This is a genomic window from Caulobacter endophyticus, from assembly GCF_029543245.1.
GTDB classification, from domain to species: domain Bacteria; phylum Pseudomonadota; class Alphaproteobacteria; order Caulobacterales; family Caulobacteraceae; genus Caulobacter; species Caulobacter endophyticus_A.
The window spans coordinates 134,679-161,246 of sequence record NZ_JARQWV010000004.1 but is presented as its reverse complement, the minus strand read 5'-3'; the positions used below and the strand labels follow the sequence as shown (position 1 = coordinate 161,246).

18 protein-coding genes are annotated in these 26,568 nt (G+C 66.6%); 5 read left to right on the top strand and 13 right to left on the bottom strand.

Annotated features, from left to right (window positions below; translation table 11 throughout):
* Positions 1–2 precede the first annotated feature (2 nt).
* The gene (gene trbB, locus P7A99_RS05355) at positions 3–956 is read left to right on the top strand and encodes a P-type conjugative transfer ATPase TrbB (RefSeq protein ID WP_277792904.1); all 954 of its coding nucleotides are present in this window, start codon (positions 3–5) and stop codon (positions 954–956) included.
* Between the two features lie 51 nt (positions 957–1,007).
* Here trbB and P7A99_RS05350 read toward each other — a convergent pair whose 3' ends face one another.
* Entirely contained in the window at positions 1,008–1,481 is a 474-nt protein-coding gene (locus tag P7A99_RS05350) for a DUF4198 domain-containing protein (protein ID WP_277792903.1), read from the bottom strand.
* 3 nt (positions 1,482–1,484) lie between these two features.
* Here P7A99_RS05350 and P7A99_RS05345 point away from each other — a divergent pair, with 3 nt between their 5' ends.
* Positions 1,485–2,537, top strand: a complete 1,053-nt coding sequence (locus tag P7A99_RS05345; RefSeq protein WP_277792902.1) for a hypothetical protein — start codon at positions 1,485–1,487, stop codon at positions 2,535–2,537.
* A 409-nt stretch (positions 2,538–2,946) separates the two neighbouring features.
* Here P7A99_RS05345 and P7A99_RS05340 read toward each other — a convergent pair whose 3' ends face one another.
* From P7A99_RS05340 to P7A99_RS05330, 3 genes are all read right to left on the bottom strand, one after another.
* The gene (locus tag P7A99_RS05340) at positions 2,947–5,673 is read right to left on the bottom strand and encodes a hypothetical protein (protein WP_277792901.1); all 2,727 of its coding nucleotides are present in this window, start codon (positions 5,671–5,673) and stop codon (positions 2,947–2,949) included.
* The gene (locus P7A99_RS05335) at positions 5,670–6,650 is read right to left on the bottom strand and encodes a cell envelope integrity protein TolA (protein ID WP_277792900.1); all 981 of its coding nucleotides are present in this window, start codon (positions 6,648–6,650) and stop codon (positions 5,670–5,672) included. Before P7A99_RS05335 ends, P7A99_RS05340 begins: the two co-directional genes overlap by 4 nt.
* Before the next feature lie 310 nt (positions 6,651–6,960).
* Positions 6,961–7,983 (bottom strand): zinc-binding alcohol dehydrogenase family protein, encoded by a 1,023-nt coding sequence (locus P7A99_RS05330; protein ID WP_277792899.1) that lies wholly within the window; start codon positions 7,981–7,983, stop codon positions 6,961–6,963.
* 97 nt (positions 7,984–8,080) lie between these two features.
* Here P7A99_RS05330 and P7A99_RS05325 point away from each other — a divergent pair, with 97 nt between their 5' ends.
* Positions 8,081–8,470 carry a winged helix-turn-helix transcriptional regulator gene (locus P7A99_RS05325; protein ID WP_277792898.1) on the top strand — a complete coding sequence of 130 codons (390 nt, stop codon included), beginning with the start codon at positions 8,081–8,083 and terminating at the stop codon, positions 8,468–8,470.
* 384 nt (positions 8,471–8,854) lie between these two features.
* Here P7A99_RS05325 and P7A99_RS05320 read toward each other — a convergent pair whose 3' ends face one another.
* Together P7A99_RS05320 and P7A99_RS05315 are read right to left on the bottom strand one after the other, a co-directional pair.
* Positions 8,855–9,169 (bottom strand): type II toxin-antitoxin system RelE/ParE family toxin, encoded by a 315-nt coding sequence (locus P7A99_RS05320; RefSeq protein WP_277792897.1) that lies wholly within the window; start codon positions 9,167–9,169, stop codon positions 8,855–8,857.
* The gene (locus P7A99_RS05315; RefSeq protein ID WP_277792896.1) at positions 9,166–9,432 is read right to left on the bottom strand and encodes a ribbon-helix-helix domain-containing protein; all 267 of its coding nucleotides are present in this window, start codon (positions 9,430–9,432) and stop codon (positions 9,166–9,168) included. Before P7A99_RS05315 ends, P7A99_RS05320 begins: the two co-directional genes overlap by 4 nt.
* 191 nt (positions 9,433–9,623) lie before the next feature.
* Here P7A99_RS05315 and P7A99_RS05310 point away from each other — a divergent pair, with 191 nt between their 5' ends.
* Both P7A99_RS05310 and P7A99_RS05305 read left to right on the top strand, forming a co-directional pair.
* A complete protein-coding gene (locus P7A99_RS05310) occupies positions 9,624–10,802 on the top strand; it encodes an AraC family transcriptional regulator (RefSeq protein ID WP_277792895.1) in 1,179 nt (392 codons plus the stop codon).
* Positions 10,803–10,842: 40 nt separating this feature from the next.
* Complete coding sequence (locus P7A99_RS05305; protein ID WP_277792894.1) at positions 10,843–12,309, top strand: S41 family peptidase; 1,467 nt, start codon at positions 10,843–10,845, stop codon at positions 12,307–12,309.
* Between the two features lie 104 nt (positions 12,310–12,413).
* On the opposite strand, the gene P7A99_RS05300 is transcribed toward P7A99_RS05305, so the two are convergent.
* The 7 genes from P7A99_RS05300 to P7A99_RS05270 all read right to left on the bottom strand — a co-directional run bounded on the left by P7A99_RS05300 (position 12,414) and on the right by P7A99_RS05270 (position 26,272).
* Positions 12,414–13,904 carry a sialate O-acetylesterase gene (locus P7A99_RS05300; RefSeq protein ID WP_277792893.1) on the bottom strand — a complete coding sequence of 497 codons (1,491 nt, stop codon included), beginning with the start codon at positions 13,902–13,904 and terminating at the stop codon, positions 12,414–12,416.
* A 47-nt stretch (positions 13,905–13,951) separates the two neighbouring features.
* A complete protein-coding gene (locus tag P7A99_RS05295; protein WP_277792892.1) occupies positions 13,952–15,244 on the bottom strand; it encodes a glycoside hydrolase family 28 protein in 1,293 nt (430 codons plus the stop codon).
* Positions 15,241–17,106: an NPCBM/NEW2 domain-containing protein gene (locus P7A99_RS05290; RefSeq protein ID WP_431307644.1), complete on the bottom strand. Its 1,866-nt coding sequence runs from the start codon at positions 17,104–17,106 to the stop codon at positions 15,241–15,243. The genes P7A99_RS05295 and P7A99_RS05290 overlap by 4 nt, the downstream gene beginning before the upstream one ends.
* Complete coding sequence (locus P7A99_RS05285) at positions 17,103–20,315, bottom strand: alpha-L-rhamnosidase (protein ID WP_277792890.1); 3,213 nt, start codon at positions 20,313–20,315, stop codon at positions 17,103–17,105. Before P7A99_RS05285 ends, P7A99_RS05290 begins: the two co-directional genes overlap by 4 nt.
* Before the next feature lie 125 nt (positions 20,316–20,440).
* Positions 20,441–21,694 carry a rhamnogalacturonan acetylesterase gene (locus P7A99_RS05280; RefSeq protein ID WP_277792889.1) on the bottom strand — a complete coding sequence of 418 codons (1,254 nt, stop codon included), beginning with the start codon at positions 21,692–21,694 and terminating at the stop codon, positions 20,441–20,443.
* 52 nt (positions 21,695–21,746) lie between these two features.
* Positions 21,747–22,526: a FadR/GntR family transcriptional regulator gene (locus P7A99_RS05275; RefSeq protein ID WP_277792888.1), complete on the bottom strand. Its 780-nt coding sequence runs from the start codon at positions 22,524–22,526 to the stop codon at positions 21,747–21,749.
* Between the two features lie 110 nt (positions 22,527–22,636).
* Positions 22,637–26,272 carry a TonB-dependent receptor plug domain-containing protein gene (locus P7A99_RS05270; protein WP_277792887.1) on the bottom strand — a complete coding sequence of 1,212 codons (3,636 nt, stop codon included), beginning with the start codon at positions 26,270–26,272 and terminating at the stop codon, positions 22,637–22,639.
* Positions 26,273–26,568 lie beyond the last annotated feature (296 nt).

The following is a 26,568-nucleotide window of genomic DNA, read 5'->3' as shown; positions in this document are numbered from 1 at the left end:
CCATGGCCCTGACCGACCCGGTGACCGCGACACGAAAGTCTGACGCCCTGGCCCAGGCCCTCGGCCCCGCCGTCGCCGCGGCCCTCGTCGCCGAAGACGTGGTGGAGGTGATGATCAACGCCGATGGCCGCGTCTGGGTCGAGCGCGCGGGGCGGGGCCGGGAGGACACCGGGGTCGTGATGGGCGCGGCGGACGCCGAACGCGTGCTGCGCCTGGTCGCCGACCACGCCGGCGAGGTGGTGACCCACGACCAGCCGCTGATCAGCGCCACCCTGCCGGGCGGCGAGCGGTTTCAGGGGATCTACGCGCCGGTCTCGGCGGGGCCTTGCTTCGTGATCCGCAAGCGTCCGGCGACGATCTTCACCCTTGAGGATTTTGTCGCCCAAGGGGTCGTGGACCCCGATCACGCCTACGCCCTGGCCGAGGCGGTGGCGGCGCGCGAGAACATCCTGGTGGCCGGCGGGACCGGCGCGGGCAAGACAACCCTGGCCAATGCGCTCCTGGCCCTGCCCGCCTTCGCACAGGATCGGGTGATCCTCATCGAGGACACCGCCGAGCTTCAGTGTTCGGCCCAGGATCAACTGGCGCTGCTGACACGCCGCGCCGCGCCGGTCGTGACCATGGCCGACCTGGTGCGCACCGCGCTACGCCTGCGCCCGGATCGCATCGTGATCGGCGAGGTGCGCGACGGCAGTGCGCTGGACATGCTCAAGGCCTGGAACACCGGCCACCCCGGCGGGGTGGCGACGCTGCACGCCAACAGCGCGGCCGAGGCGCTCGATCGGTTGGAGGATCTGATTGGCGAAGTCAGCCAGCGCGTGCCGCGGCGTGCGATCGGTCGGGCGATCGGCCTTATCGCCTTCTTGACGAGAACCTCTCGAGGACGCGCCTTGCAAAGCCTGCTGAGTGTCGGGGGATGGAGCGAGGAGACAGGCTACCAACTGACGCCGATCTGAGGACCGGGCCGGGGACGGTGGCCGGGCCGCCTTGCGACCCGGCCTTTCAGCTCAAGGGCGAAGGACCTCAAGGGTGACGACGTAACTGACGTTGCTGTCATCGGCGCCCTTGGCCCGCGCGCCGAGCCAGTACATCCCGGCCTCGGGGAAGGTGAAGCTGACCGTCCCGTCCGCATCGGTGCGAAGCGTCACGTCGCCAGGCGCATCGCGATAACGCGCCCCGCCGGGCACGACGGTCACCTCCAGATCGGGGGCCGGCTTGCCCTGCAGCAGAAAGCGGAACTGGGCCGGCGAACCGGCGACCAGATCGTTGGGATGGGTGATGGGCGACAGCTCAAGCCCAGCGCCGGTGGGTTTGAAGACCGTCAGGGTCGGTGCGTCCCGGGTGACGAAGGTCTCGAACCGATTCAGCGAGCGGATCACCTTCAGTTCGGGGGCGGCCTTGGGAACGTCGCGCGCGAAGGCTTCGGGCGAGCCCCGGAAGCGCTTGACCTCCGCGCCGTCCTTCCAGAACGTTCCGAGCACACGGTGCGGATCGCCAGCGACAACTACATCAAGGTGCGTGAGGTCAAGAGCTACCTGTGCGCGCTGGGCTCCGAGCAGCACAGCCACTCGAACTGGGCCGTGGCCGTCGACTATTCCAGCGGCGACGTGATCTGGAAGGCCACGGTCGACGGGCGGCTGAACCCCAGCTGGGACGCCTATAAGGCCAGCAACATGAAGCCGACGGCCCTGGTCGCGACCGAAGCCAGCAAGGACCTTTGGGCCGCCTTCATCCGCACCATGGGCCTGCCGCCGGCCCAGCGCGCCGCCGCCGCCCGGGCCGAGGCCAACACCCTGGTCAAGAACTGGCTGAGCTACGACGAGACCGAGATGCGCGGCTGGTACGCCAACGCCGCCAACCGTGGCGACACCTATGTGCTGGCCGCCGGGCAGACCGGCAAGGGCATGACCCAGGCCCAGTGCATGAGCAAACTGGACTTTGGAACCACCGACCAGGCCGCGGCGGTCCGTCAGTTGCAGGACACCCAGCGCCAGTGCCTCTACAACGCCCTGCCCAATCTCGGCTATGAGGACCAGTTCGATCCGCAGACCCGGATCTGGTACAACTGGCGCTGGCGCAACGGGCCGATCGCGCCCATGAGCCCGACGCCCGCCGGCTGGCAGATCCCGACCCAACCGGCCAGCACCAGCACGGTGGTGCGGATCCAGAGCGTGGCCAACGGCAAGTACATGATCGCCCCGGACGGGGTGGTCCCCGACTCGCTGATCTACAATCGCGACGGAACGCCGCTGGACTTCGCCCGGATCGGGCCCAACACCAACACGATGTTCCGATCCGCCCAGGACCCGATGCTGTTCCTCGACTACCGGGCCTTGACCGGGGCGGTGAAGCTGTTCGCCCCCGGAAACGGGACCCAGCCGGCCACCTACGACCTGCAGAGCGCCGGCCAGGGCACGTCGATCCGCAACACCTACTGGAACCAGTACATCTGGCTGTCGGGCGACGAACCTTACCTGACGGGCACGGGCAACCCTAGGAACGCCAACGCCCAGTGGCGCATCCATGCCCAACCTTAAGGACGGGCGTGACGTGCGCTTCTAGGCGCAATTTGCGCGGACTGGTCTGGATGAAGCGTTCGGCCCTGCCGTTAAAGCCGGGTGCTTACATGCCTTGCCCATGTATGGGTGAGGATGTCGATCCTGCCCCCGACGCTTGAGCGCCGCCTTGGCGAAGCGCTCACCGTCTTCGGCCGCAGGGTGGGGTGGTGGCCATCCATGCCCAGCGGTCGATGCTGGTCTGAGGAGGGATATCCAGGACCACGGCCGGATCGGCTTTCATGGGTTGCCATGAGCCGGCCCGGGCCGACGCTTCTAGTGGTCCGTACGCCTCCGATTATGCAACTCAGCGAAGGTCGAGTTTCTGGACCCTCGCCAGCGTCGGCAATCGTTTCAACCGTGCACGTGCCGTCCGATGATCGGATGCCGTTTACTGGCAGAAGTAGCCGCGATAGGCGCCGGTCTTTGGCTCCGGCGCGTCGAGGTTCCAGATGTCCGGCGCGCCGCCCCCTTCATAGGTCCGCACGTAGACCCCCGCGGCCAGTCTGGTGAAGAAGGGCTTGACGCCCTGGCCGTCGAATTCCCAGCGGCCGTCGCCGCCGCGCTGGACGGTGAGAGAGCCTTTCATCCCGTTGGTGAAGCTATAGCGCAAGGTCGAGCCCGGCGCCGTCCAGCAAGACCAGAAGGACAAGCCGCCTTTGGCGTCATAGACGTCATAGCCCGCCAAATTGCGGAAGCTCCACTGGAAGAGATCCGGCGCCTCCGCCTCAAGGGTTAGCTTGTAGGGCTTGGCGGCGTCCTGGCGCCCGACTGCGAGCATGTAGATGCCGTCCCTGGGAAGGATGGCGTTCAGCCGGGTCATATCCACGCCGTCGGCCTTCAGGATTTCGTCGCCCTCGGGCGTGTAGAGGGTGATCGCATGGCCGCCCGCGCCGGGGGCTCCGGCCGTGACCTGCAACACCGACCCGGACTCGCCGATGAAGGCGAAGAGGTCGACGGCCGCCCCGACCTTGCCGGCCGGACGCTGCACCGACTTGCCGACCTCGGCCAGCAGCACGCCCGGCGGGGGCGTAAACTTCGGCGGCGGCGGTAGCGGAGGCGGCGACTGCGGCTTGGGCGCCGGCGCCTCCGGAGCGGTAGCCGGCGGCTTCTCCGGTGAGGGCCTTGGCGCCTCGGCGAGCGTGGGTTTTGGCGAGTCCACGGGTCGCAGGTCGCTCTCGACGAGCATGCGATAGGACGTCTGGCGCGGCTTGTCGGCTGATGTCACCTGGATCAGGTACTCGCCGGCGCCGGGAGCCGTCCATTTCAGGCTGGGCGCAGCGCCGAAGGTATCGGTGAGCAGGGTTTTCTGTCCGTCCAGGACGCCTACGCGCAACGGCCTTTGGGCGTCGGTCACGCTGATCAAGACCGTCTCGCCGGCGCTGACCTTGATCTTGTAAGTCTCGCGCGCCGAGGTCTGGTCCTCGTCGGTGGCGTCGATGTCGCTCTCGGCGATCTTCGGCAAGTCCAGCCTGACGAAGCCGCCGAAGGCCGTCGGCGTCCACGGCGGCACGATCGTGCGCAACGGGTCTCGCGCCGGGCCATCGTCCGGCTTGGCCGTCGCCAGGGCCGGCCGGCGCAGGGCCGCCTTCATCATCGGGTCCGCCAGCAGGGCCTTGATGTTGGCGCTGAAAGCGTCCTGGGTCAGGTACAAGAGCCCGCCGGAATCCTTCTTGCGGTCGACGCCCTGCTGAGTGGTCAGGCGGGCCAGTTCGGCGCCCGTGGCGCGGTCGTGCGCCACCCAATCGACGCTCATGGCGGCCTTGCCAAAGACGTTGTCGAAATTGGCCAGGCCCCAGTTGAGGATGCAGCCCTGGAAGTTGGTGATCCGGACCTCGGCCGCCAGCGACACCGGGGCGACGCCATGGGGAGTTTTGGTCATGCTTCCAACGACCTGGAAGCCGGCGGCCTTCAGGTCGTCGCGCAGGCGAGCGTCAAGCGCGCCGGACTCTATGGCATGGCGCATCTCGGATGGGTGGGCGGGCTCCTTGCCGGTGCAGAAATCTGCGGCCCCGATCCGGCCGGCGGCCTGGGCTTCGAGAGGGGCGGCCACGACCCAGCGCAGGGCTACGGGGCCGATGGGGCCGGTCGCAGGCGCAGATGCGGACGTGGGGTTGGCCGGGGCGATTTGCGGGCGAGACGGCGATCCGTCGTAGGGTCGTCGATCAGTGTCGATCCGCAGCCGGTAGGCCGTGATTGGCTGGCCGCCCGGCGCCCAGAGGGTGACGATATGTGTCCCGGTCGTCTTCGCCGTCGCGGTGAGCCGCCTTTCGGGGGTCTTGTGGTCGGTCGAGGCGAGATACTTGTCGCCCGGACCGTTGACGAGCATGACGATCTTGGCTGCGGCGTCCTGCATGTCCAGCCGTAGGGTCTCGCCCGCCTCGAGGGCGACGGCGAAGTGCTCCCGGGCGCCGCCATAGAGCATGTCGAGGTCGCTCCCGATGATGCGCGGCGGGGCGATGGAAAGGGGGGTCTTGTCGGTCACCCGACGCCAGGGCGCCAGCACCAGCACGGCCGGGTCCCCCGGCTGGATGGCCTCGTGCCTCGCCGAGGCCAGCAGGGGTCGCGCGGCGGCCGCGCGAAAAGCCGGATTGGCCGCCAAGGCCCTGGCGTTGGCCATGAAGGCTTCGTCGACCAGGCCGGTCAGTCCGCCGGTTCCACCGTTGCGCACCGCCGTTTCGCGCGTCGACAGCCTGCCGATCTCGGCGCCGGTCGCGCGGTCGGTCAGGGTCCACTCGACGGCGACCTCGGCCTTGCCGCTGATCTTGTCGATCTTGCCGAAACCGAAGTCGGGGAGGCAGGCGTCGGCCAAGGTTATTCGCGCCACGCCCGAGACCTCCACGGGCGCCGTGCCTGAGCCGTTGATCATCACGCCAGCGCCGCTCAGCGTCTCGCGCAGGCGCGCGTCGCTGTCATTGCTGGTGACGGCGCGACGCATCTCCGAAGCCGACAGCAGACCCTGCTTGATGCAGATCGCGCCGCCTTTCAGCACCGCCGCCGCCTGCTGTTCGGCCGGCGCGGCGGACATGGGCGCAAGAGCGATGGTCAGCAGCTGCGCCTTCGCGGCCGTCGCCGTGACCAAGGCGGCCGCCGTTCCCAGCAGAACCGCGCGGCTCATTGGGCGCTGCCCTGCTTACGGCGGGCCTTGAGAAAGGCCTCCAGGTCGGCCTTGGCCTTGGCGTCGGTCTGGGCCTGCTTGACGGCGAGCTGGACCTTCCTTTTTGCCTCCTCGGCCAGGGTCTTCTTGACCTGCTCATCCCAGGCCTTGCCGGCGTCGCGCAAGCCGGTGTCGGTCTTCACCGTCAGGCTGCCGGGCGAGGAGGCGGCTGCGGGCGGCTTGGGCTTTGGCGCGGGCTGGACAGAGGGTGTGGCGTCCGCCGAGGCTCCCGAGGCCGTAAAGGGAATGTCGTAGATGCGACCGCCCACCTTCGAGTGGTCGATCTCGTCGATCACCATGGCGTCCAGCCGTTCTCGGGTGCGTGCTTTGAAGCACTTGGGCACGGCCCTGATGTTGTTGGCTTCGAGATAGGGTCGGAATTCCTTGCTTTCGACGCCGTAGCTGTCCTCCGGCTTAATCTTGAAGACTTGGCTCTTGCCATAGTCGCCGGTCTGGTACAGGCGCTGCGAAGAGGGCATCGCCAGACACTGCATGTAGATGGGAGCCCCCCTTAATGGTGGCGGCGCCTTCTGGAGTTCGGCCGCGCTCGGCGTCCAATGCAGATTGGTCGAGCGTCCGTCGGTCTCGCGCAAAAAGCGCTCATGAGCCTTGGAGGCGTTGTACTTGGGACCGCCGTAGGGGCCGCTCATCTTACAGCCCGAGACATAGACGCTGCCCGGGCCGAGCGGCTTTACGGACTTGCGGACGTAGGCCTCGAAGAGCTCCGAATAGCCATCCTGGTCGACGCCTTCGACCCAGTCGAACTCGTCCGAATAGTAGGTGTGGCCGTTCTGGATGTAGTCGAGCGACGGGTGGGGAAGATGTTGTCCCGGCACGAACTCGAACACCCAGCAGGCGAGGGCGCCGGCGTTCGCCGTGCTGGCGAACAGGCAGGCGCAACAGACCACAAGCGCCGACAGAAAGCGTTTCAGGTTCAATTCCCAACTCGACATATGCCCCACGCAGACCCGCGTTATGTCACGAGGAATCAGGTGTACGGCGAAGATCCGTCCGCCTTCAAGACCATCCTTCCAGCGTTCTCCGGGCGGGCCACCGTTTCTGGTGAAGGATCCCGATCCGCTTCTTGCGCGGCGTCCCCCGATGAGGGGACGATCAGGACGTCGCGAGTTTGGAACGCCGAACTTGAGATTCTTTCCACGGAGAGAACCCTGAGAAGGTCGCCGGATCACGGCCTGATGGCGCTCACCTTTCTTGCAGCACGGTCCGCGGTTTGCATCTCATCGCCGCTCAGATTGGACCAAAACCTTCCAGGACCACCTTACCCTTGGCGCGGCCGCTTTCGACCAGCGCATGCGCCGCTTTAAGGTTGGCCGCATTGATGGGCGAAAGGGTCTGGGTCAAGGTCGTGCCAATGCGGCCGGCGTCGACAAGCTTCGAGACCTCGTTCAGCAACCGCCCCTGCTCAGCCATGTCGGCCGTTTCGAAGATCGAGCGAGTGAACATCAGTTCCCAGTGGATCGAAACGGCCTTGCGCTTGAAGCCCACGACGTCCAGCCGAGGCGGATCGTCGATCAGGCCAAAGCGCCCCTGGGGCGCGATGAGCGCCTGGATGTCATCCAGATGTTTGTCGGTATGGGTGGTGGAAAAGACGAAGGCGGGCGCCCCGATCCCAAGGGCCTCGATTTGCTGGGCCAGAGGTTGACCATGATCGAGTACGTGGTGGGCGCCGAGACTTTTGACCCACTCTTGGGTGTCTGCTCGCGACGCTGTGGCTATCACCACCAAGTCGGTCAGGGCGCGGATCAACTGGATCGCGATCGACCCGACGCCGCCCGCGCCACCTATGAGCAGGACCGCATTGGCCGCGCCTGGGACGGGTCGGCGGATGTCGATCCGGTCAAACAGCATTTCCCAGGCCGTGATCGCGGTGAGGGGCAGGGCGGCGGCTTCGGCGTTGCTGAGAGTCTTGGGCTTTCGCCCGACGATCCGCGCATCCACAAGATGGAACTGGCTGTTAGCCCCCTGCCGCGTGATCGATCCGGCGTAGAACACCTCATCGCCAATGGCGAAGTCCTCGACTCCCGGCCCGACTGCGGCGACCTTGCCCACCGCGTCCCAGCCCAAGACCTTCCAATCGCCGTTCGTAGGCGCCGCGCTGGCGCGGACCTTGGTGTCGACCGGGTTGACCGACACGGCCGCCACCTCGACCAGCAGGTCATGGCCGGTGGCGACCGGCCGATCGAGCACGATATCCTCAAGCGCGTCGGGCCGCTCAAGGGCGCCGGGGTTCTTGTAGCCGATAGCCTTCATGGCGGAGCTCCGTGTTGCGGTGCTCGAAAGGTGTAACTACTCTCTGAAATCCGCAATACTGACAACGATCGCACATAGTATCAAAAAGGATACTGTCATGGCCAAGGTGCGCCATTCCCGTTTCGATTGCACGCCGGGGTGTTCGGTGGAGGCGGCGATCGGGCTGATCGATGGCAAGTGGAAGGCCATCATCCTCTGGCACCTGCTGGCCGGAACGCTGCGCTTCAACGAAATCCGGCGGCAGGTTCAAAACTGTACACCGCGGATGCTGACCAACCAGCTGCGAGAGCTGGAGGACGACAGGCTGATCACGCGCAAGGTCTATGCGCAGGTGCCGCCGAAGGTCGAGTATTCGCTTTCGGAGCTTGGCCTGAGCATGGCCCCGATCCTTCGCTCTCTAAAGGCCTGGGGCGACGCCAATATCGGCCTTTATGGAAAACCCCTTGGTCACGACCCACGTGAACCCCAACCGGGTGGATCGGCCTAGCTCCTGCATTCCTCAGCGCGCGTCGGGTCTCTTCCCGCGATCGTGTGGCGCCCCAAGAGGTGCGAGACAGTGCGGGTGCAGCCTGGAGCCTGGAGGGGTATCGCGGTTGACGACGCCCTGGAGATGTCTGGGCAGATTGATCTCCAGCCGCAGGCTTAACCAACTCGGCGGAAGCCGCTTGGCGCACTCTCTGCTACGAGCCTCGTGTTCTCGGAGGCGTGTCAAAGTCCGTTGTCGGCGCGTCGCGGCCAGACATCCGATCGGCTGCGAAGGGAAGTTAGGGAAAAGCGGGGAGAGCCGCCGTTATGAGTGCGCGCGGCGCGCTTTGCCTTTAATAGCCTTCCTCGCCCGATTATGCTGGCGTAATCCAGTCGACATCTTCCGCTATTGGAAGGTGTCGTCGCGAAAGCGCTCGAGCTGATGCATGCGTTGGTGCAGCACCGTGACGATCCCCACCTCGCCGTTCGTCAGTATCTTCCAATAGATGAAATGGGCTTCGTGGCGGCAAACGTAGCCATCCACACCGAACTCGGCGGGGACTGGCCGCCATGCCGTCCGACGATCAACGATCGCCTGGAAGCGTTCAAACAGGCCGCGGATGTAGCGTTCGGCTTGCGCTTCACCCCAGGTCTCACGCGCGTACCGATAGATTTCGTCCAGCCGATGGCCAGCCTTGGCTTGGACACGAAAGGTGGTCACGCGCTGAAACGGGCCTGACCGCGACGGATGACGGTTTCGGCATCCAAGGTCTCATAGCTCTCGTCGGGCGCGCCGAAGGCGCTGGCGAGTTCGGCTTTCAGCCGCGCAAAAGCCGCTGCCTCAGCTTCGTTTTTATCGCGACGGATAAGATCGCGAACATACTCGCTGACGTTCTCGTAGGATCCGCCCTCGCTCACCTGGGCAGTCACGAACTCGCTGAGTGCTCCGCTGACGCGAACGTTGAGGGTGATGGTTGCGGCCACGCGGCAATCCTCCATTTGTCCTCATTTTATGGGATATTGTGGACGCTCGCAAGGCGGCGTCGCGTGAGCGTAACAGCTGCGCCGGTCTATACGACGGTGCCGAACGTCATGTCAGGGGGCACGCCAACGTCTGCATGTGGCGCTGCCTCGCCTATCTTCCTACAACCCGCCGTAGCGCATAGCTTCAGGCCATGATGGACTGGCGCCCCTATTTCGGATGGAGGACGGCGTTGCTGTGCGTCGCGATCCTGCAGTGCCTTCTGCTGGCGGTCGCGTTGGCGCGCAGCGCCCGGAACCAGGTAGCAAACCGCTTCCTAGCGGCCGCGCTCATAGTGATCGCGGGAATGCTGACGCCGTACGCGATCGGCTTCGCGGGCGCCTATGACCGTTTTCGATGGCTCACCTTCGCCCCCTTCGCCGTCCCCCTGGCGTTTGGTCCGCTGCTCTACGGCTATGCCCACGCTCTAGCGGACGGAACGTCGCCGAGCCGGATACGCGGTCATCTGCTCCCCGGCGTTGTCCAGTTCGCCTACTTCATCCTCTGCTTCATGATCCCAGGAGACGCCAAGTGGTCGTGGTACACGGGCGGCCATCGCGCCTGGATCGCCCCGATGTTTGACGTGCTGGGCCTGGTGAGCCTGGCGGCCTACGCCTACGCAATAGGCCGGGTTCTGAAGCGGCAACGCATGAAACTGGCCGACCACCGAAGCGACGACGACCGTTTCTCCGCCCGCTGGCTGGGCCGGGTCCTGGCCGTGCTCCTGGCGGGCCTAGCCGCCGAGGCCGGTTTCTGGCTCTGGGCCTTGGTCGTCGGCGGTATCGACTTCTTCCAGGAGACCGGGATGTATCTGGCCCTGGCCGTGGTCGGCGTCTATCTGGGCGTGGCAGGCTGGCGGCAGGCCGCGCTTCCCATGCCGCTGATCGCCGAGCTCGAACCGGCGCTACTTGAACCACTATCCATCGCACCGCAGCCTGCGCGGGCGCCAGACTGGTCGACCATCGCCGAGCAATTCGCCGAGCGGACCCGGCAGGCAGGCTGGTGGCGCGAGCCCGAGCTGTCTCTGGCGCGGCTGTCTCGGCTTTTGGGCGTCAATAGCGGCCGCTTGTCCCGCGCTATTAATCTGGGCCTGGGGATCAACTTCTCCAACTTCGTGAACGGGCTGCGGGCCGAGGGCGTGGCTCGGGCTCTGGAAGCCGGCGCCGACGGCGACCTGCTGGGCCTGGCGTTCGACATGGGCTTTGCGTCCAAGGCCAGCTTCAACCGCGCCTTCAAGGCCCGGTTTGGAGTCTCGCCCTCGCAGTTTCGTCGCCGGGTCTCAGATCCTGCTTTTCCGCGCGCCGACACGGAAATGAGGCGAGCCGCGCTGTGAAGCGTCGCATGGGCTGGGCCTCTTTCGTGAGGAGCCGTCCATGTCCTTAAGCCGTCGTCGCCTGCTGCAACTTTCCGGCGGTTTGGCCCTTTGCGCCACCACGTATGGCCGGGCGGAGACCGTCACCGACGACTGGAGCGGTGATGTCGCCATCCTACGCCAGGCGTGGGAGACCATGCATCCAGGCGTCTACCGCTACAGCACGCCGGAGGAAATTACGGCGCGGCTGAACAGCCTGGCGCGCGCCTGGACCGCGCCAGGATCGTTCCGCGACCGCTTCCTGGCGCTGACCCGGGTCACGGCCTCGCTGAAGTGCGGCCACACCTATCCCAGTCCCTACAACAGCAGTGATGCTACAGTGGCGCGGATCTATCCGGACCGCTCGCTGGTCCCATTCCTGTTCCGCTGGATCGATGGGCGGATGGTCGTCATCCGCGACGACAGCCGCGCGGGTCTGTTCCCGCGGGGGACCGTGATCACCGCGATCGACGGCGTGATGACGAGGGACCTGCTGGTGCGCCTCACGCCCCTGGCCCGGGCCGACGGCTCCAACCTGGCCAAGCGGATAAGCCTGATGGAGGCGCGCGGCGAGGACCGCTACGAGACCTTCGACATCCATTTGCCGCTGGTGCTGCCGCTGAAGGACCAAGCCGTCTTCACCCTAGCTGGCGGCCATGTCGTTCGCGCGCCGCTGTTGACCTTGGCCGATCGCCGGGCCGGCTTCTCGGCCTCAGTCGAGGTCGCCAAGGACTCCAATCCCTGGACGCTGAGCAAGGGCGCGGACGGCGTGCATCGCCTGACCATGCCCGGCTGGGCGCTTTACGATTCCAACTTCGACTGGCGCGCCTGGCTGGGCGGGGTGATGGACGACCTGACGGGCGACGGCGCGCGGGGTCTCATCGTCGACCTGCGCGGCAATGAGGGCGGCATTGACTGCGGAAATGTGGTCATCAGCCGCTTGATCGATCGCGACCTAGCGCTGTCGCGCGACCAACGCTGGACCCGCTATCGCACCGCGCCCGAGGGCTTGCGGCCCTACCTCAAGACCTGGGACCGCAGATTCCTGGACTGGGGCGAGGCGGCCGTCGCCTCACAGGAGCGCCCGGGCTTCTATCGGCTGACCCACTATGACGACGACAGTGGGGGCAACGTGATCCGGCCCGAAGGGCGGCGGTTCGAGGGGCGGGTGGCGGTGCTGTGCGACGCCTCCAACAGCTCGGCCACCTTCGGCTTCGGCCAGACCTGCAAGGACAATGGTCTGGCGACGCTGGTCGGCCAAACCACCGGCGGCAACCGGCGCGGTATCAACGGCGGGGCCTTTTTCTTCCTACAGCTGCCGGCCTCGCGGCTGGAGGTCGACCTGCCGCTGATCGCCAGCTTCCCCGCGACACCGCAGCCGGACGCCGCGATTGCGCCAGACATTGCCGTGGCCACGACGGCAAGGGACATCGCCACGGGCCGCGACCCGCAGATGTTGGCGGCGACGCAGTATCTCATTGGGTCGTAACCGCCGGAATGTCGCCTTTCTGGAGTTGAGCCAATGCCGGCTTCTGGCGCAGCGCTGCCAGCGGCCTCGGCCTGTCAGTCCAGAGTTGCGCTTTCGGCGACGCCTCAAGGACGGGCTGTCCTAAACGGCCAGGCCGGAAGGCCCTGCTGGCTGACGAGGTTGGGTCGTGCGGCCTCGTCCCAGCCAAAGCGCACCTGAACCGGGGCGCTCACCTGGGAGCTGGTGACGATCACCTTGTCGGCCTCGATGACCGCCTGGCCGGCGTGGAACACGCCGTCCGCGCCGGCGAGGGCAAACCAGCTAAGCGGCTTGCCGTCCGATGATTTGAGACCTCCGCCCAGGTCCTCGAACGAGAGCACCGCCCGGTCGCCCTCGATGGTCAGCGACTTGAAGCGTGGGCCTCCGTGGCCCAGGCCAGCCCGTCCATAGGTGCGGGTCAGCGCGATGTTGGCGAGGCGCTCGCCAATATCGCGCTTGTTGCGCGGGTGGATGTCGAAGAGGTCGTCGACCAGATCGGTCGTGATCACCATGCCGGTGCCGGGCGTGTCGAGGACCTGCTCTTGGGCCTCTCGCAACTCGGCGGCAGCCTGCGCGGAGGCGACCTGGGTCGATCGTGCGACGTGGTAGAGGTGGGGAGCGATCTGCACGTAGTAGAACGGCAGGTCCTGGTCGAAGGCCGAGCGCCAGCCGCCGATGAGGGCGCGCATCTTGTCGGCGTAGTCAGCCTGCGCCAGGGGCTCGGTGACATTGGACTCGCCCTGATACCAGATGACCCCCGCAAGGCGGTAAGGGGTCAAGGGCGCGATCATGGCGTTGTATTGTCCCGCCAGCGGCGAGCCGTCGACCTTGGCGCCGGGCGCGGCTTTGGCGAAGCGCTCAAGGGCGGGGAAGGGGGCGTAGGCCGCCGGCGGCGTCCAGACCTCGATCCGGGTGCCGCCCCAGGTGGAGTCGATCAGGCCCACCGGTGTCTTCAACTCGTCTTGCAGCCGCCGGCCGAAGAAATAGGCCGCCGCGGAGAATTGGCTGTTCTTGAGGGCTTGGCTGTCGCAGATCTCCCAGCGGCCCTCCAGGTCCTCGGCCGGCGCGGACGCCTTCTGGCGGGCGACCTTGAATAGGCGGATCTGCGGGCGAGCGGGCAGGGCGTAGACGTCCTCGGCGCCGAACACCGGCTGCTTTCCCGTCTCGGTCAGGCCCATGCGCATGTTGGACTGGCCCGACGCCAGCCAGGTCTCGCCCACGAGCACGTCCTTGACCTCGAGCGTGTTGGCGGAGCCCTTCACCTTGAGGGTCAGGGGCGAGGCTCCGGCGGTCAGCGGCTTCAAGGTCGCGCGCCAGCGTCCGTCGGCGCCGGCCGCGACGCGGGCCTTGTGTCCGGCGATCTCGATGAGGATGCGCTCGCCCGGATCGGCCTTGCCCCAGATCACCAGCGGCTTTCCGGCTTGGACGACCATGTGGTCGGAAAGGATATGCGGAAGCACCACCTCGGCTGCCGCAAGGCGCGGCGCGACCAGCGCTGCGGTAAAGAGCAGGCCCGCCGCCAGGCCTCTGCAGAGATGAGGACGCCGGCTGGCCAGGTGTTGGGAATAGGCGGGCATGAGGCATTCCTTTGATGCGGCCTTAGCCGCCGTGGCTTTGTCGGGGATCATGGCGCCGCGACGGCCTGGCCATTGATCGTCACCTTGTCGAAGACGGGGGCGGGGACATCGGCGAAGGCCAGACGCGAGCGCGCCAGCCGCAGGTCGAAGTCCTTGATCTGGACAGGGGCGATGGTGGTTTGGCCGCGATTGGGGCGGACATGGCCAAAGGCGCCGAACCGGCCCCGGAAACCTTCCAGGACTACGCCGCGGACATGTGAGAGGGGCGGGGGCGCGCCCTTGAGGTCTTTGTACTGGGACCAGGGTCCGATCGCCAGGATCGTGCCGCCATCGCTGTCGAGGGTGATGTTGCTCAGGCGGATGTTCTCGTAGACCTGGGGCGTGTCGGGGCGAAGTTTCAGCATCAGCACATTGATCGGCCCGGTGACCTTGCAGTCCTCGACCAGGACGTCGCGCACGATGGTGGCCTCGCTACCGCAGGCCAGCGCCTGATGCCCGCGACGAAAGTGGCAGCGGCGCACCCGGATGTGCTCGACCGGCGGGCTCTCGCGGTCTTCTAGCGCGAAGGGACCTTTGGAGCCCTTGGCGGCTATGCAATCGTCGGTCACCGAAAAGTAGCAGTCCTCGATGATCACGCGCTGGGAGCTGTCGATATCGATGCCATCGCTGCTCGGCGCCTGTTTATAGTCGTCGGGCACTGTGAAGCGCGCCCTGCGGACCACCACGTCGCGGCAACGATAAAGATGCAGGTTCCAAAACTGCGAGTCCTTGAAGGCGACGTCCTCGATCGTCACCCGGCGGCTGTCCTCGATTAGCGCCAGGCGCGCGCGGGGCAGGCCAAGGTTTGGAAAGTTGGCCGGATCGGGCGCGGCGTTGCGCAGGGCCCAGAACCGCTCCCAGATTTCGCGGCCGGCGCCGTCCAGCACGCCCTTGCCGGTGATGCGCAGGCCGTCACAGCCCTTGGCGTTGATCAGGGCCGGGGTGAAGGCGGCCTCGAAATGACCCTCGATCCGTGTGCGCTGAGCCGGGAAATGCTCCATCTTCGTGGTGCAGCGCAGGACGGCGCCGTCTTCGAGATGCAGATCAACGCGCGGCCTTAGAAAAAGCGCTCCGCTGACGAAGACGCCGGCCGAGACCACCACGACGCCGCCGCCCTGCGCGGCGCTGTCGATCGCCGCCTGGATGGCGCGCGTGTTGATCGTGACCCCGTCGGCGCGGGCGCCAAACGCCGTGATCAGGACTCTGGGCCGGCTTGGCCGAGCAGCCAGCGCCCGCGGCGCGATGGAAGCCGCGGCGGCGGCGATCGCCCCAACGACGTCGCGTCGGCCCAGCCGGCTCATCGGATCATCCTCGCCTGACCCCAGGTCGCGGCCGCAGGCGCAGCGCCATCGCTGGCCTTGGCGACCAGCTCGACGACCTGCACGCCCTTGATCGAGGCGGTCAGCTGCGCGGGCTTGGCGCCCGCGCGCATGGGCTTGCTCTGGGCCAGCAGCCGGCCGTCGCCATAGACCAGAAAGCGTACGGTCCCGGCGCGGGAGGTCGAGGCGTCGTCGACGCCGACGCTGGCGCTGAAGCGTGCGAATTCGCCCGCCGAGCGCACCTCTAGTCGCGAATTGGCCAGGAGGCCAAGGCCATGGAGGAAGACTTGGCCGCCTACGCTCAAGGCGGTGCGATAGGGCGAGAAATCGGCCTGCGCGCCGCCGGTGCGCCCCGCCGGGCCCGCAGGGCCCTCAAAGCCGTCCTCGGGCGCTGGCCAGAAGCTCTCCTGGGCGACATGGATGCGGGCCGGGATTTCCGAGAGCAGAACCCCGTCCTTGACGAGCGGCGCGCCGGCGACCTCGAAGACCTTGGTCTCGTGCGGGGCCAGATCGAAGCTCGCCTGGCCGGTAAAGCCCTGGGCGCTGGTCTTGGTCCACAGATCGCGCAAGGCGACCGGGGCGTCGGGCGAGAGCTTCAATTGCTCGGCGGTGAGGGTCACGGCGGCCGGCTCGGCGCTGCGATTAAACAGCGCCACGACCTTGCGACCGCCGCTCAGCGTTTTGAGCAGAACCTGCACGTCGCCTTCATGGTGGACGAGCACGGCCTGGTTGCCCAGCGGGTCCTGATTGACCGCCACCAGGTCGGCGTTGCCCCAGATATCCAGCAGCGCCTTGGGCGCGCCGCGCAGATCATAGCCGATAAGCAGGGGGGCGCTGGACATGGCCCAGAGGGAGAAGTGGCTGCGCGCCTCGGTCAGGTGGTTCTGGTCGAACTCGCCGCCGCCGACGAACAGCATGTCAGGGTCGTTCCAGGCGCCGGGACGGGCGTAGAGCGCGCGGGTGGCCACGCTGTCGAACGAGCGCAGCATCGCGGGCCACTTGCCGTTGATGTCGGGACTGGTGCGCCAGAGGTTGCCGACCTGGCCGCCCCAGGCCCGTACATCGCCGCGTCCCCAGGTGCAGATCGAAAAGACATGGTCGCCGTCGGGGCTAGCCTTGCCGATGGCGGCGGCGACCTGCCGGTACAGCTGCTCGATCTCGCCCGAGCGATCCTGCTGCGGCGTCTTTCGCGGGATCAGCACCGGCCGTGGCCGATAGCCGAGTTTGGAAACCAGCGGGGCTTGGGGGCCGTACTCGGCCAAGCCGCAGGCGTCGACCTTCAGGTAGTCGAACCCCCACTCTGAAAAGAACAGGCCGATGTCCTGTTCAAGATGGCCCTCCAGGCCCACCTCGCGCTCCAGCGCGGTGCCGACGGGCAGGTTCGGGGACTTCAGGTCCCAGGCCTGGGAGCAGGCGTTGCGGCCGACGTCGGTGTAGAGACCAGCCTTCAGGCCCATGGCGTGCAGCCGGTCGACGAACGGCTTGAAGCTGGTCTCTCCGCCCGGCGCGGCCGCGCTAGGAAAAAGCGCCGTTCGGATCACAAGGCGGCCGTCGGCCTGGCGCCGTTTCAGCCACCAGCCGTCGTCCAGGTTCACATAAACATAGCCCAGCTTGGAAAGGCCGGTGTCGACCAGAGCCTGGGCCGAGCCCATCACCTTGTCCTCGTCGACCTCGGTGCGAAAGGCGTTCCAGGCGTTCCAGCCCATCGGCGGGGTCGACGCCGCGCCCGAGCGCGGCGCGGTCCAGCGCCCGGCGGGCGCTAGGCTGTCCTGGGCAAGAGCGGGAGCAGCGAGCAGGGCCAGGGCCGCGCCGGCGAGCAGGAGGTTGCGAAGCAAGAGGGTCATCCTTGTCTGCGGGCGCGGAAGTCATAGTCGCCCGAGCCGATCCGGACGGTGAGGCCATCGGGCTCGAGGGTCTGCAACGCCTTCAGCGCCGAAAGCGGTCGGCCCCCTTCGGTGACCAGCCCCTGGTCGCGGACGGGCAGCACCACCAGGGCGCGGGTGTTGGCCGGGACCTGGACTTTCAACCGAAAGACGCCGTCGTCCTCGATCGTCCAGTCGGTGGAGATCGAGCCCACGACCGCGTCATAGCGACCCCCGCCGCGGCGGACGCGCGGGTCGAGGATCGGTGCGACGCGGAAGCTGGAAAAGCCTGGTTCAAGCGGTTCCAGGCCGGCTATGCGCCGGTAGACGAAGCCGTTGATGGCCCCCAGCGCATAGTGGTTGAACGAGTTCATGGACACATCGCCCACGTCGCTGTTCCACCGCTCCCAGGTCGTGGTCGCGCCTCGGGCGGCCATGTAGCCCCAGGACGGATAGGCCGTGCGCAGGAGAAGATCGTAGATGACCGCGCCGTAGCCGGCGTTGGCCAGGACGTCCAGGCTGAAGGGCGTGCCAAGGAACCCGGTGGTCAGGTGTCCGCGGCGGTCGATGTCGGCCTTGAGGCGGGCGGCCGCAGCGGCCCGGCGTTCGGTCGGGACCAGATCGAAGGCCAGGGCCAGGATGTAGGAGGTCTGGGATCCATTGCCGATCTGGCCGTCGGGCGAGACGAAGGCCTGGATGAAGGCGCTGCGGATGTCGGCGGCGAGCCCGGCATAGGCCAGGGCTTCTTCATTGCGACCCAGCGCCTTGGCCATCTGGGCCATGGCGTCGGCCGATCGCTTCCACATCGCCGTGGCCACGAGATCCTTGGGGGTCGTCGGATCGCCCGGCTGCTTGGCGTCGAAGGCTAGCCAGTCGCCGTAGTCGGAGCCCCGGCGTTGCGTCCAGACCAGGCTTGGATTGATCCTTCGGACGAACGCCATGTAGCGTGTCATCAGGTCCCAGTTTTCCTGGATGATCGCCGTGTCGCCAAAACGCCGCCAGACGGTCCAGGGCAGGATCACGCCGGCGTCGGCCCAGCCGGGCGTGGCCCCGCGCGCGCCGGACGCGCCCCAGGTCGTGGGGCTGATCTCTGGAATGACGCCCTCGGCGGTCTGGCTGGCGCGTATGTCGCCCATCCAGCGGCGGGTGAAGCCGGCCACGTCCATGTTGAACGCACCGGCGTCCCAGAAGACGTTGGCGTCGCCCAACCATCCCATGCGCTCGTCGCGCTGAGGGCAGTCGGTGGGCACGCCGGTGAAGTTGGACCGCTGGCTCCAGAGGTTGTTGGCCCACATCCGCATGATCAGGCGATTGTCGATGCGCAGCGCGCCGGTCTCTTCCAGGTCGCTTTGGATTACGACGCCGGCGATATCGTCGACCGTCGGCGGGGCGGTAAGGCCGCTGATCTCGACATAGCGGAAGCCGTGGTAGGTAAAACGCGGTTCGTAGGTCTCGCCTTGCGCGGCGCCCTTCAGGACATAGACATCCGCCGCTCGCGCCGTGCGCAGGTTGGACTGATCGACCCTGCCGTCCTGGTCGAGGACCTCGGCGAACCGCAGCGTGACCAGCTGGCCGGCGCTCCCCTTGACCTTCAGCCGCGCCCAGCCGGCGAAGTTCTGGCCGAAATCGACGATGTAGGCGCCGCCGCGCTCGGTGATGCTCTGCGGCCCCAGGATCGCGGTGCGGCGGATCGGCGGGCTGATCATCGCCTCCAGACGCTCGGGCCCGAAAGGCGCGGCCTGCGCCCTGGTCCACGACGCGCCGGCCCGAAAGCCAGGCGCGTCCCAGCCGGCTTGCTCCAGGCGCGCGTCGTAGTCCTCGCCGCCATAGATGTCACAATAGGTGATGGGCGATCGCCCGACCTGCCAGGTCTCGTCGCTGCCCAAGGACTGGAGACGTCCGTCGGCGTATCGGATCTCGAGTTGCGCTAGATAGCGCAGCGGCGCTTCGCCGAAACTGAAGCGTCCGGTGGCCAGGATGCGGCTGCCGTACCAGCCGTCGCCGACCATGGCCGCGATGGTGTTCTCGCCTTGACGAAGAAGGCTGGTGACGTCGTGGACCCGATAGAGACAACGCTTTGCGCTATGGGTCCATTCAGGCGCAAGGACCGCGTCGTCGATCGGCCTGCCGTTGATCCTGGTCTCGTGAACACCCAGAGCCGTGACGTAGAGGCGGGCCTGGGCGATCGGCGCGTTGATGGGGAAATCGCGGCGCAGAAGCGCGCCGCCGTTGCTGGCGAAGGCCGACGGCGTCTTGTCGACCCGCACCGCCGGCGTCCAGGCGCCGTCGTCGAAGCCGGCCTGCGTCCAGTCTCCCTCCGCGTTGGTCGTAAAGCGCGCGCTCGCATCGTCCACCCGCACGATGCGCCCGTCGCAATACCGGATACGCACCAGCATGGCGCAACCGGCCTTGCCTTTGAGGAAGGCGGGCTTGGCGACGGCTTGGCCGAGCCTAAGCCCCAGGACGTGCCGGCCTTGGGCGAGCTCGACGGTGTGCGTGACCGCCGGCGGCAGCCAGTCCAGCGGCGTCAGGACGGGCAGGGCGCGACCGTCTATGAAGGGCTGTGTCCTGGCCGTCGCGGTGAAGATCAGGTCGACCCAGGCTGGCGCATCGAGCGCGAAGGAGAGACGAAAATCGCGGCTGGCGCCGGCGTCGGCCTCGGGGCCGGCGATCCACGTCAGTCCCGCCAGCCGATCGTCCCGATCAAGCCTTGTCTCCGCAGCGACCCAGGTTGCGCTCCAGTCGGCCGGCGCCAGCAAACCTGTCTCCCAAAAGGCGACGGGGCTGGCGGCGCTGGCGCCGCGCTCGTCCCAGACGGTGACGCGCCACCAGGCGCGGGTACGCGATGGGAGGCGAGCACCGTCATAGGAGATATCGAAGGTGCGATCGCTCTCGACCCGGCCGCTGTCCCAAAGATCGGCTCTGCCGGCGTTGAGGTCCTCCAGGCTGGAGGCGGCCTCGACGCGGTAGGCCGATTGGGTCACGCCCCGACGCTGGGCCTCCAGTCGCCAGGAGAGCCGGACCCTTGCGTCCCCGACGCCGAGCGGATTGACCTGGCCGGCCGCCTTGGGGGCGACAACCCGAAGCTCGTGTTCGGCCGCGCTGCTGGGTCCAGCGGCCGCCGACACGAGCAGGCCGGCGGCCCCGGCCTGCAGCAGGCCGCGACGTGTGGGTGTTGGACGTCGGGCCAAGCCTCAGGCCTCGGCTCGCTTGGTGCCAAGGATCGCAGCTAGCATCGATGTCTCCCGCAGATGACCATTATATGGGACTGTGCTTGATTTATGGGGTGATCGCCCGTCGGCCGGCGCCGATCAAGTCAGGGCTGAGCCACGCCGAGCGGGCGATCGTCCGCGACGGTGACGCTGGCGGGAACCTTGAACTCGGCTTCCTTCAGCGGCTTCTTCGGGCTGTAGCGAGGCAGGTCGAGCTCAGCGGCGATCGGCGCCTTGGCGTCCCGTAGGCCCTGAGCGACGATCTTCGCCAGCTCGTAGGCGCCGTAGGGGCCATGATGAGTGCCGTCCTTCTGGGAATAGTCGGCGTTGTGCATGAACAGGGCGCGTGTCCCGTCCGCGCCGAGCGTCTCGTAGAGCACTCGGCTCTGGGCGTGCAGGTCGATCAGCAGCGCACCCGAATCCTTGGCCGCGTCACGCGCGAGCTGCGGATAGGCGCCGGCCGTGTCGACCACCTCGCCGCCCTTGAAGCGGTTGCGGTACATCGAGGTGACGATGACTGGGGTGGCGCCCTTGGCCTTCACCTGCTCGGCCCAGTCTATGAGGATGGCCTTGTACTTCTGCTCGGCCTCGGGGTCCTTGGACTTCTGGTCGTTGTGACCAAATTGGACCAGGAAGTAGTCGCCGGTGCGGATCAGGGAGAGGATTTTCTCGAACCGGCCGGCGCCCTTGGCCGAGAAGGTCGATTCTCCGGACTCGGCATGGTTGGCCACCGCCACGGTCGGCTTGAAGAACCGCGGCAGCATCTGGCCCCACGACGCATAGGGCTCACCTGATTGGTCGGCGACGGTGGAGTCGCCCAGGATGTAGACAGTGGGCACGCTCACCGGCTCGATCTTCAGGGCGCGCACGGCCGGAACGCCGTCGAACTCCAGGGTGATCCTGCGATCCCACGCTCTGGCCTCCTGCACGACCTCGCGCGGCGACTTCAGCTTCACCTTGCCGCCGAGATAGTCGGGGGTGCGGACATTGACGATGAGGCTGCGCGTCTCAGAGCCGCCGGCGGGGACGGCCACGCGTTCGAGCATCAGACGGCGCAGCTCCGCCTTGACGGTGGTCTCCGAAGCCTGGTCGCCGCCCAGGGTGACCGTGACGCGATAATTGCCTTCGATTGGAACGTCGGCCGAGAACAAGAACGGGGCCCCCCCGGCGCTGGCCGGCTGCAGTGGCGGCGCCGCGCCTTCGATCCCAAAGCCTTTGTCGGCCGAGTAGGCGGCGCTCGCCGACTGGGCCTGGGGGCCAGGCGTGTTCTTGCCGAACACGAACTCCAGGGGCGCGGCGTGGGCGGGGAGGGCGACGGCTGCGAGCAGAGCGAGCAGCGAGGCGGTGCGCATGTTCATGAGGGCGCCTTTCGATGGCGGCGGTGAAGGGGTGGTGGCGACAAGGCCTGGTCTAGGAGACGGCGGGGCCGTCGGTGTCGGGATATCGTTCGCCGGGAAGCGGTCGTGGACGAGCCATCGTCCTGACGGGCTTGCCAGCGGCTGCGGCCGAGAAGCGTTCGAACAGGGCCAGGATCAGTTCGCGCATCGCTTTCTCGGCCTTGGCAGGGTCGCGCGCGCTGATGGCGTTGAGGACCGCCTCGCGGTCGGCCAAGGCCTTCTTCGTATCGACGAGGCGGCGGGTGTGATTGGCCGAAATGCGCAGGGCGGTCTGCACCAGATCGCGCAACTCGCGATAGAAGGGGTTACGGGTCGCCTCAAGGACGGCGACGTGGAAGGCGATGTCCGTCGGTAGCGGGTCTTCCTCGTCCTTGGCGGCGCTTCGGGCGCGGCTCAGAGCCTCGCCAAGCGTACGAAGCGCCGCGCTGTCGGCTTTCATGGCGGCTAGAGCCGCCGCCGCCGGCTCAATGCCCAGACGCATCTCGGCAAACTGCGCCAGAAGCCTTGAGTTGGCCTTGCGGTCGAGCATCCAGCGCAGCACGTCGCGGTCCAGAAGGTTCCAGTTCTTCTCGGGCTCGACGCTGGTGCCATGCCGGGGACGTCCGCAAAGCAGGCCCTTGGCGACCAACATCTTGACGGCTTCGCGCGTGACCGTGCGGCTGGCCCCGAACTGCTCGCAGATCGCCGCCTCGGTCGGAAAGTCGGCATTGACGTAGGCGCCCGAGACGATGGCGTGGCCGAGGGTCTCGGCCAGGCCGTAGGTCAAGCTGATGCCCGGCGGTGGGTGCATCATCGGTCGTCTCCCAGGGAACGGGTGAGCGCGGGGCCGGGGAAGGTCGCCTTCCTCTCCCCGTCCATCGCGGACGGGGAGAGGCCGCGCCGTCCCCCAACGGCGCTGCGAACCTAGTTGCGATAGGTGAAGCCGACGGCCAGCTGTGAGCCGCCGTACTGAACCTGCCAGGGATTGGCGCTGGCGTTTTCGAAGCCGCGATCGTCCGCCCCGACAATCAGGCGCGCGGCTTGGAGGAGGTTGCGGCCCTGAACATAGACCTCGAGGTTGCGGTTGATCTTCCGCGAGACCTTGGCGTCCAGATAGTCGTACTTCTCCGAGTAGTACGGCTCGCTGGGGTTGTAAGGGAAGCGTACGAAGTTGCCGACGTTGGTGTTGGGCGCGTTACCGACCGGCGAGGAACCGGTGGCGGTGCCCGGCGAGATGCCGGCCAGCACCCGGTCACGCGTTTGGTAGGCGATGCGGGCCTTGGTCTTGCCGTCGTCGTACCAGAAGACGAGGTTTGCGAAGTATTTCGATTGGTTGGCCGGATCGAGCGCATCCCCCGTCAGCGGGTCCATGTAGGCCACCGCGTTCCCCGACTTGGTGGTGGAGATGTTGAAGTCCATGCCGGTCTTGCTGAAGCGCCAAGGCAGGTAGGTGAAGGCGGTGCGCGCCGAGAACTCCCAGCCCGACTGAACATAGCCAGGACCGTTCTGGAAGCTGTTGAGCCCGAACTCGTAGTCCGAGAGTTTCTTGCCGCCCGTGCCCGGGATCTCGATGTCCTGGCCTTCGAACAGGTTGACGTTCTTGAGCGGGATGCCCGTGGGGCCGCCGACCCGAACCTTCTGGCGATAGTAGGCTAGGCTGAAGGAGGTGTCCTTGTTGGGATACCACTCGATCGAGGTGTTGTTCTTGGTCGCCTGGTAGGGCTTCAGGTCAGCGTTGCCGAAGGTGCCGCAGGTCATGTCCTGGGCCGAGCCGTCGGCGTCGGCCACCCCGTCCCGACGCTCGTCATAGGTGCAGGTGCCGCCCGGCCACAGTCGATTCATCGGTGGCGGGGCGATGGTCTTGGCCCACGAGTAGCGTGTCACCAGCCTGTCGGGGATCACCCACAGGGCGGCGTTGTAGGACGGAAGCCAGGCCGTGTAGCTCTTGTTGATCGTCACGGGCCGGGTGTAGTTGGCCGTCGTGATGCCCGCGGCCAGGTTGGGATTGTTGGGGTCGAAAGCCGGCGTCTTGAGCGTGAAGCCCAGGATCACCGAGCCGGTGCCTGACACCTCAGTCTTCATCATCCGCGAGCCCAGATTGCCCCGGAACTCCATGCCCAGAGGCAGGTCCTGGGCCAAGTCGGCCATCCAGTACCACGAGCTGACGGTCTCTCGGGTGGCGTTGTAGGGCTGCTTGTAGACCTGCCCGTTGCTGGCCGTGCATTCCTTGAGGCAGTCGAAGTTGTAGTTCGCCGCGCTGGCCAGTTGCGAGAAGGCCTTCTTGACGTCGATGCTGTCCCAAAGCTCCAGGCCGCTGATGCCGTCATAGCCTGGCATGAACTTGCCTGAGTTGCGCTCGATCGAGTTCTCGAAGATTGAGATCAGTTGGGCGCGGGTGAGGGTCTCAAGGCCGTAGAGGAAGTTGGAGCCCGTGGTCGGGTTGGGGGCGTAGCCATAGACGCAGGCGTTGGCCGCGAGGGTAGTGGGCAGGTTCTCGCAGGCTCGCACGTCGCTGCGCAGGGTGTTGGTGGGGAGATAGACGCCCGGCTCGGGCGAGGATCCGCCCCCCTGCCAAGAATTGGTTTTGGAGTCGATGTAGAGGATGCCGGCCTTGAACCGAGTGAACACCGGCATGTCGGGCAGGTAGGTGACGTCGAACTTCAGCTGATCGCTGGTGCTCTCCACCTTCCGCGGGTTCCAGACCAGGCGGTAGGAGTTGGAGTACGACGGCTGCCCGGCCGCTGTGGCGGCGGCCATCTGCACGTAATTGCTCATGTTGTTGGGATCGAAATTGGACGGCATGTCGATCGTCCAGATCCCGTTTTCCAGCGCCCGCATCGTGGCGTTGCCGTAGGTGTAGGCACGTGTCAGGCGCAGGTCGGTGCGCGAGTAGTCGCTGTCGCTGTGGCCGGCGCGCAGCTCGGCCTTCAGCGGACCGCGGTCGTAGTCGGCGCCAAACGTCAGGTACTTGTTCTTCCAGATCTGATCGTTCTGAATTTGATCGACGCTGTAGCTGGCGTTGGTGATGTCGAACTGGGTCAAATGGTGGTTGGCGTCGACCTGGATCGAGCCGGGGACGATGTTGGCCGCCACGCCGTAGAGCGGGAAGGCGTTGTTGGTCACCGTCGAGCCGGGCGTAGTGTCGATGGTCGTCGTCGCGGTGGGCAGGCCAGGGTTGTAAATATAGAATCCGCCGCCGGGAACGGCCGACAGGATGTTGGGCGTGCCGGGCGCATAGAAGGTGTTAGTGACCAGCGAGGTCGTCGCCTGACCCGCTGAAGCGGCCGTCAGCGAGGTGACACCGCCGCGGGTGCGCTGGCGGTTGTTCTCGTTCTGCTCGCGGTTGGCGACTTGGTACTTGCCGAAGATCGTCAGGTCGTCGTTGACGCGGTAGTCGAAGCGCAGGTCCCAGGCCAGCCGGTCTTCGTACTGCGTCAAGTTCTGGTCGCGCACCAGGTTAGGCGCATAGTCGTTCCACTGGTTGAGGCAACTGACCTGGGCATTGATCTGCGCCTGCTGGGCGGCCAGGCGATTGGCGCCATTGCTGCCGGCGACGATCGAATTGAGCTGGGTGGTGTTGAGCAGCGGAAAGGCGCTCAGGCACCCGGCCTTGGTCTGGGCCGCCGCCGACTTTGTATAGACATCCAGCGGCGTGGGCGCGTTCCAGGTGCCACCGCCGGTCAACGCCCAGGAGGCGATCGGATCGGTCGCGCCGGCGCCGTTGGCGGTCGCCGGATTGTAGGTGAAGGTCTTGTCGGGCGAGTTGTCGAAGTCGGCGAAGCGCGTATAGCCCTGGGTGTTGTTGGTGCCGCCGGCGTTGAGGGCGTGGCTGTCGTTGAGGCGTTTGCTGTAGCTTAGGTTACCGATGACGCCCAGGCGGTCGTCGAGGAATTTGCGCGAAGCGACAATTCCCAGTTCAGGCGAGGCCTTGCGCGACAGAGTATTGCCGGCAGCAGCGCCTCGCAGCGACAGATAGGGCTTCTTGAAATCCAGGCCCGTTCGCGTCTGAATCTGCACGGTGGCGCCAAGGCCGCCGGGCGTCATGTCCGCAGTCTGACCCTTGATGACGTCCAGGCTCTTGATCATTTCGGCGGGGAACTCGCGCAGGTCCGCGCCGCGGCCCTCGCCGCCGCCAGCGGCGAGGCTGAAGCCCGAAGCGGCCACGCCCATGCCGTCGAGCTCGACGCGAGTGAGGTCAGCGCCGTTGCCGCGGATCGACACGCCGTCGCCCTCGCCAAAGCCGTTGCGCTCGATAGCCACGCCCGCTACGCGCGACATGGCCTCATTTACGTTGCTGTCAGGGAACGAGCCGACATCGTCGGCGACGATGGAGTCCTGGGCCGTGGTGCTGCGCTTCTTGCGCGCGATGGCCGACTGCTGGGAGGCGCGCGCGCCCACCACGATGGCCTCCACCTGCGTGGGTTCTTCCCTGGGTGCAGCGGCCGCCGGCGCGGTCTTGATGGCTTCCTGAGCCATGGCACCCTGCGGGCCAAGGGCCGCGCTCAGGGCTATGACGGACACAGCAGCGGCCAGTTGGCCGCGCGCGTGGACGCGCTCCATTGTTTTCTCTCCCATAGTGAGTTTTCGGGACGGCTCCCCCGCCTCCCGAAGCTTCTTGTTTTCTGTCGAAAGCCGTTTGCGGCGGAGCTTTCAGCGCCGGCGCGGAGCCCTCAGGCGGCTCCATATCCGAGTGGTTTAACCTGCTCCCACATTTTGGTAGGCCAGTTTGGAATCTGGTATGACCACTTTGTTGCATGGGCGAATTTTGGCCGCAACTGTTAATGGAGGTGATGGTCTGTCCCAAATGGCCGACTAACACCCCGTGTCAATTGAAGTTGTTGGAATATCGATGGCTT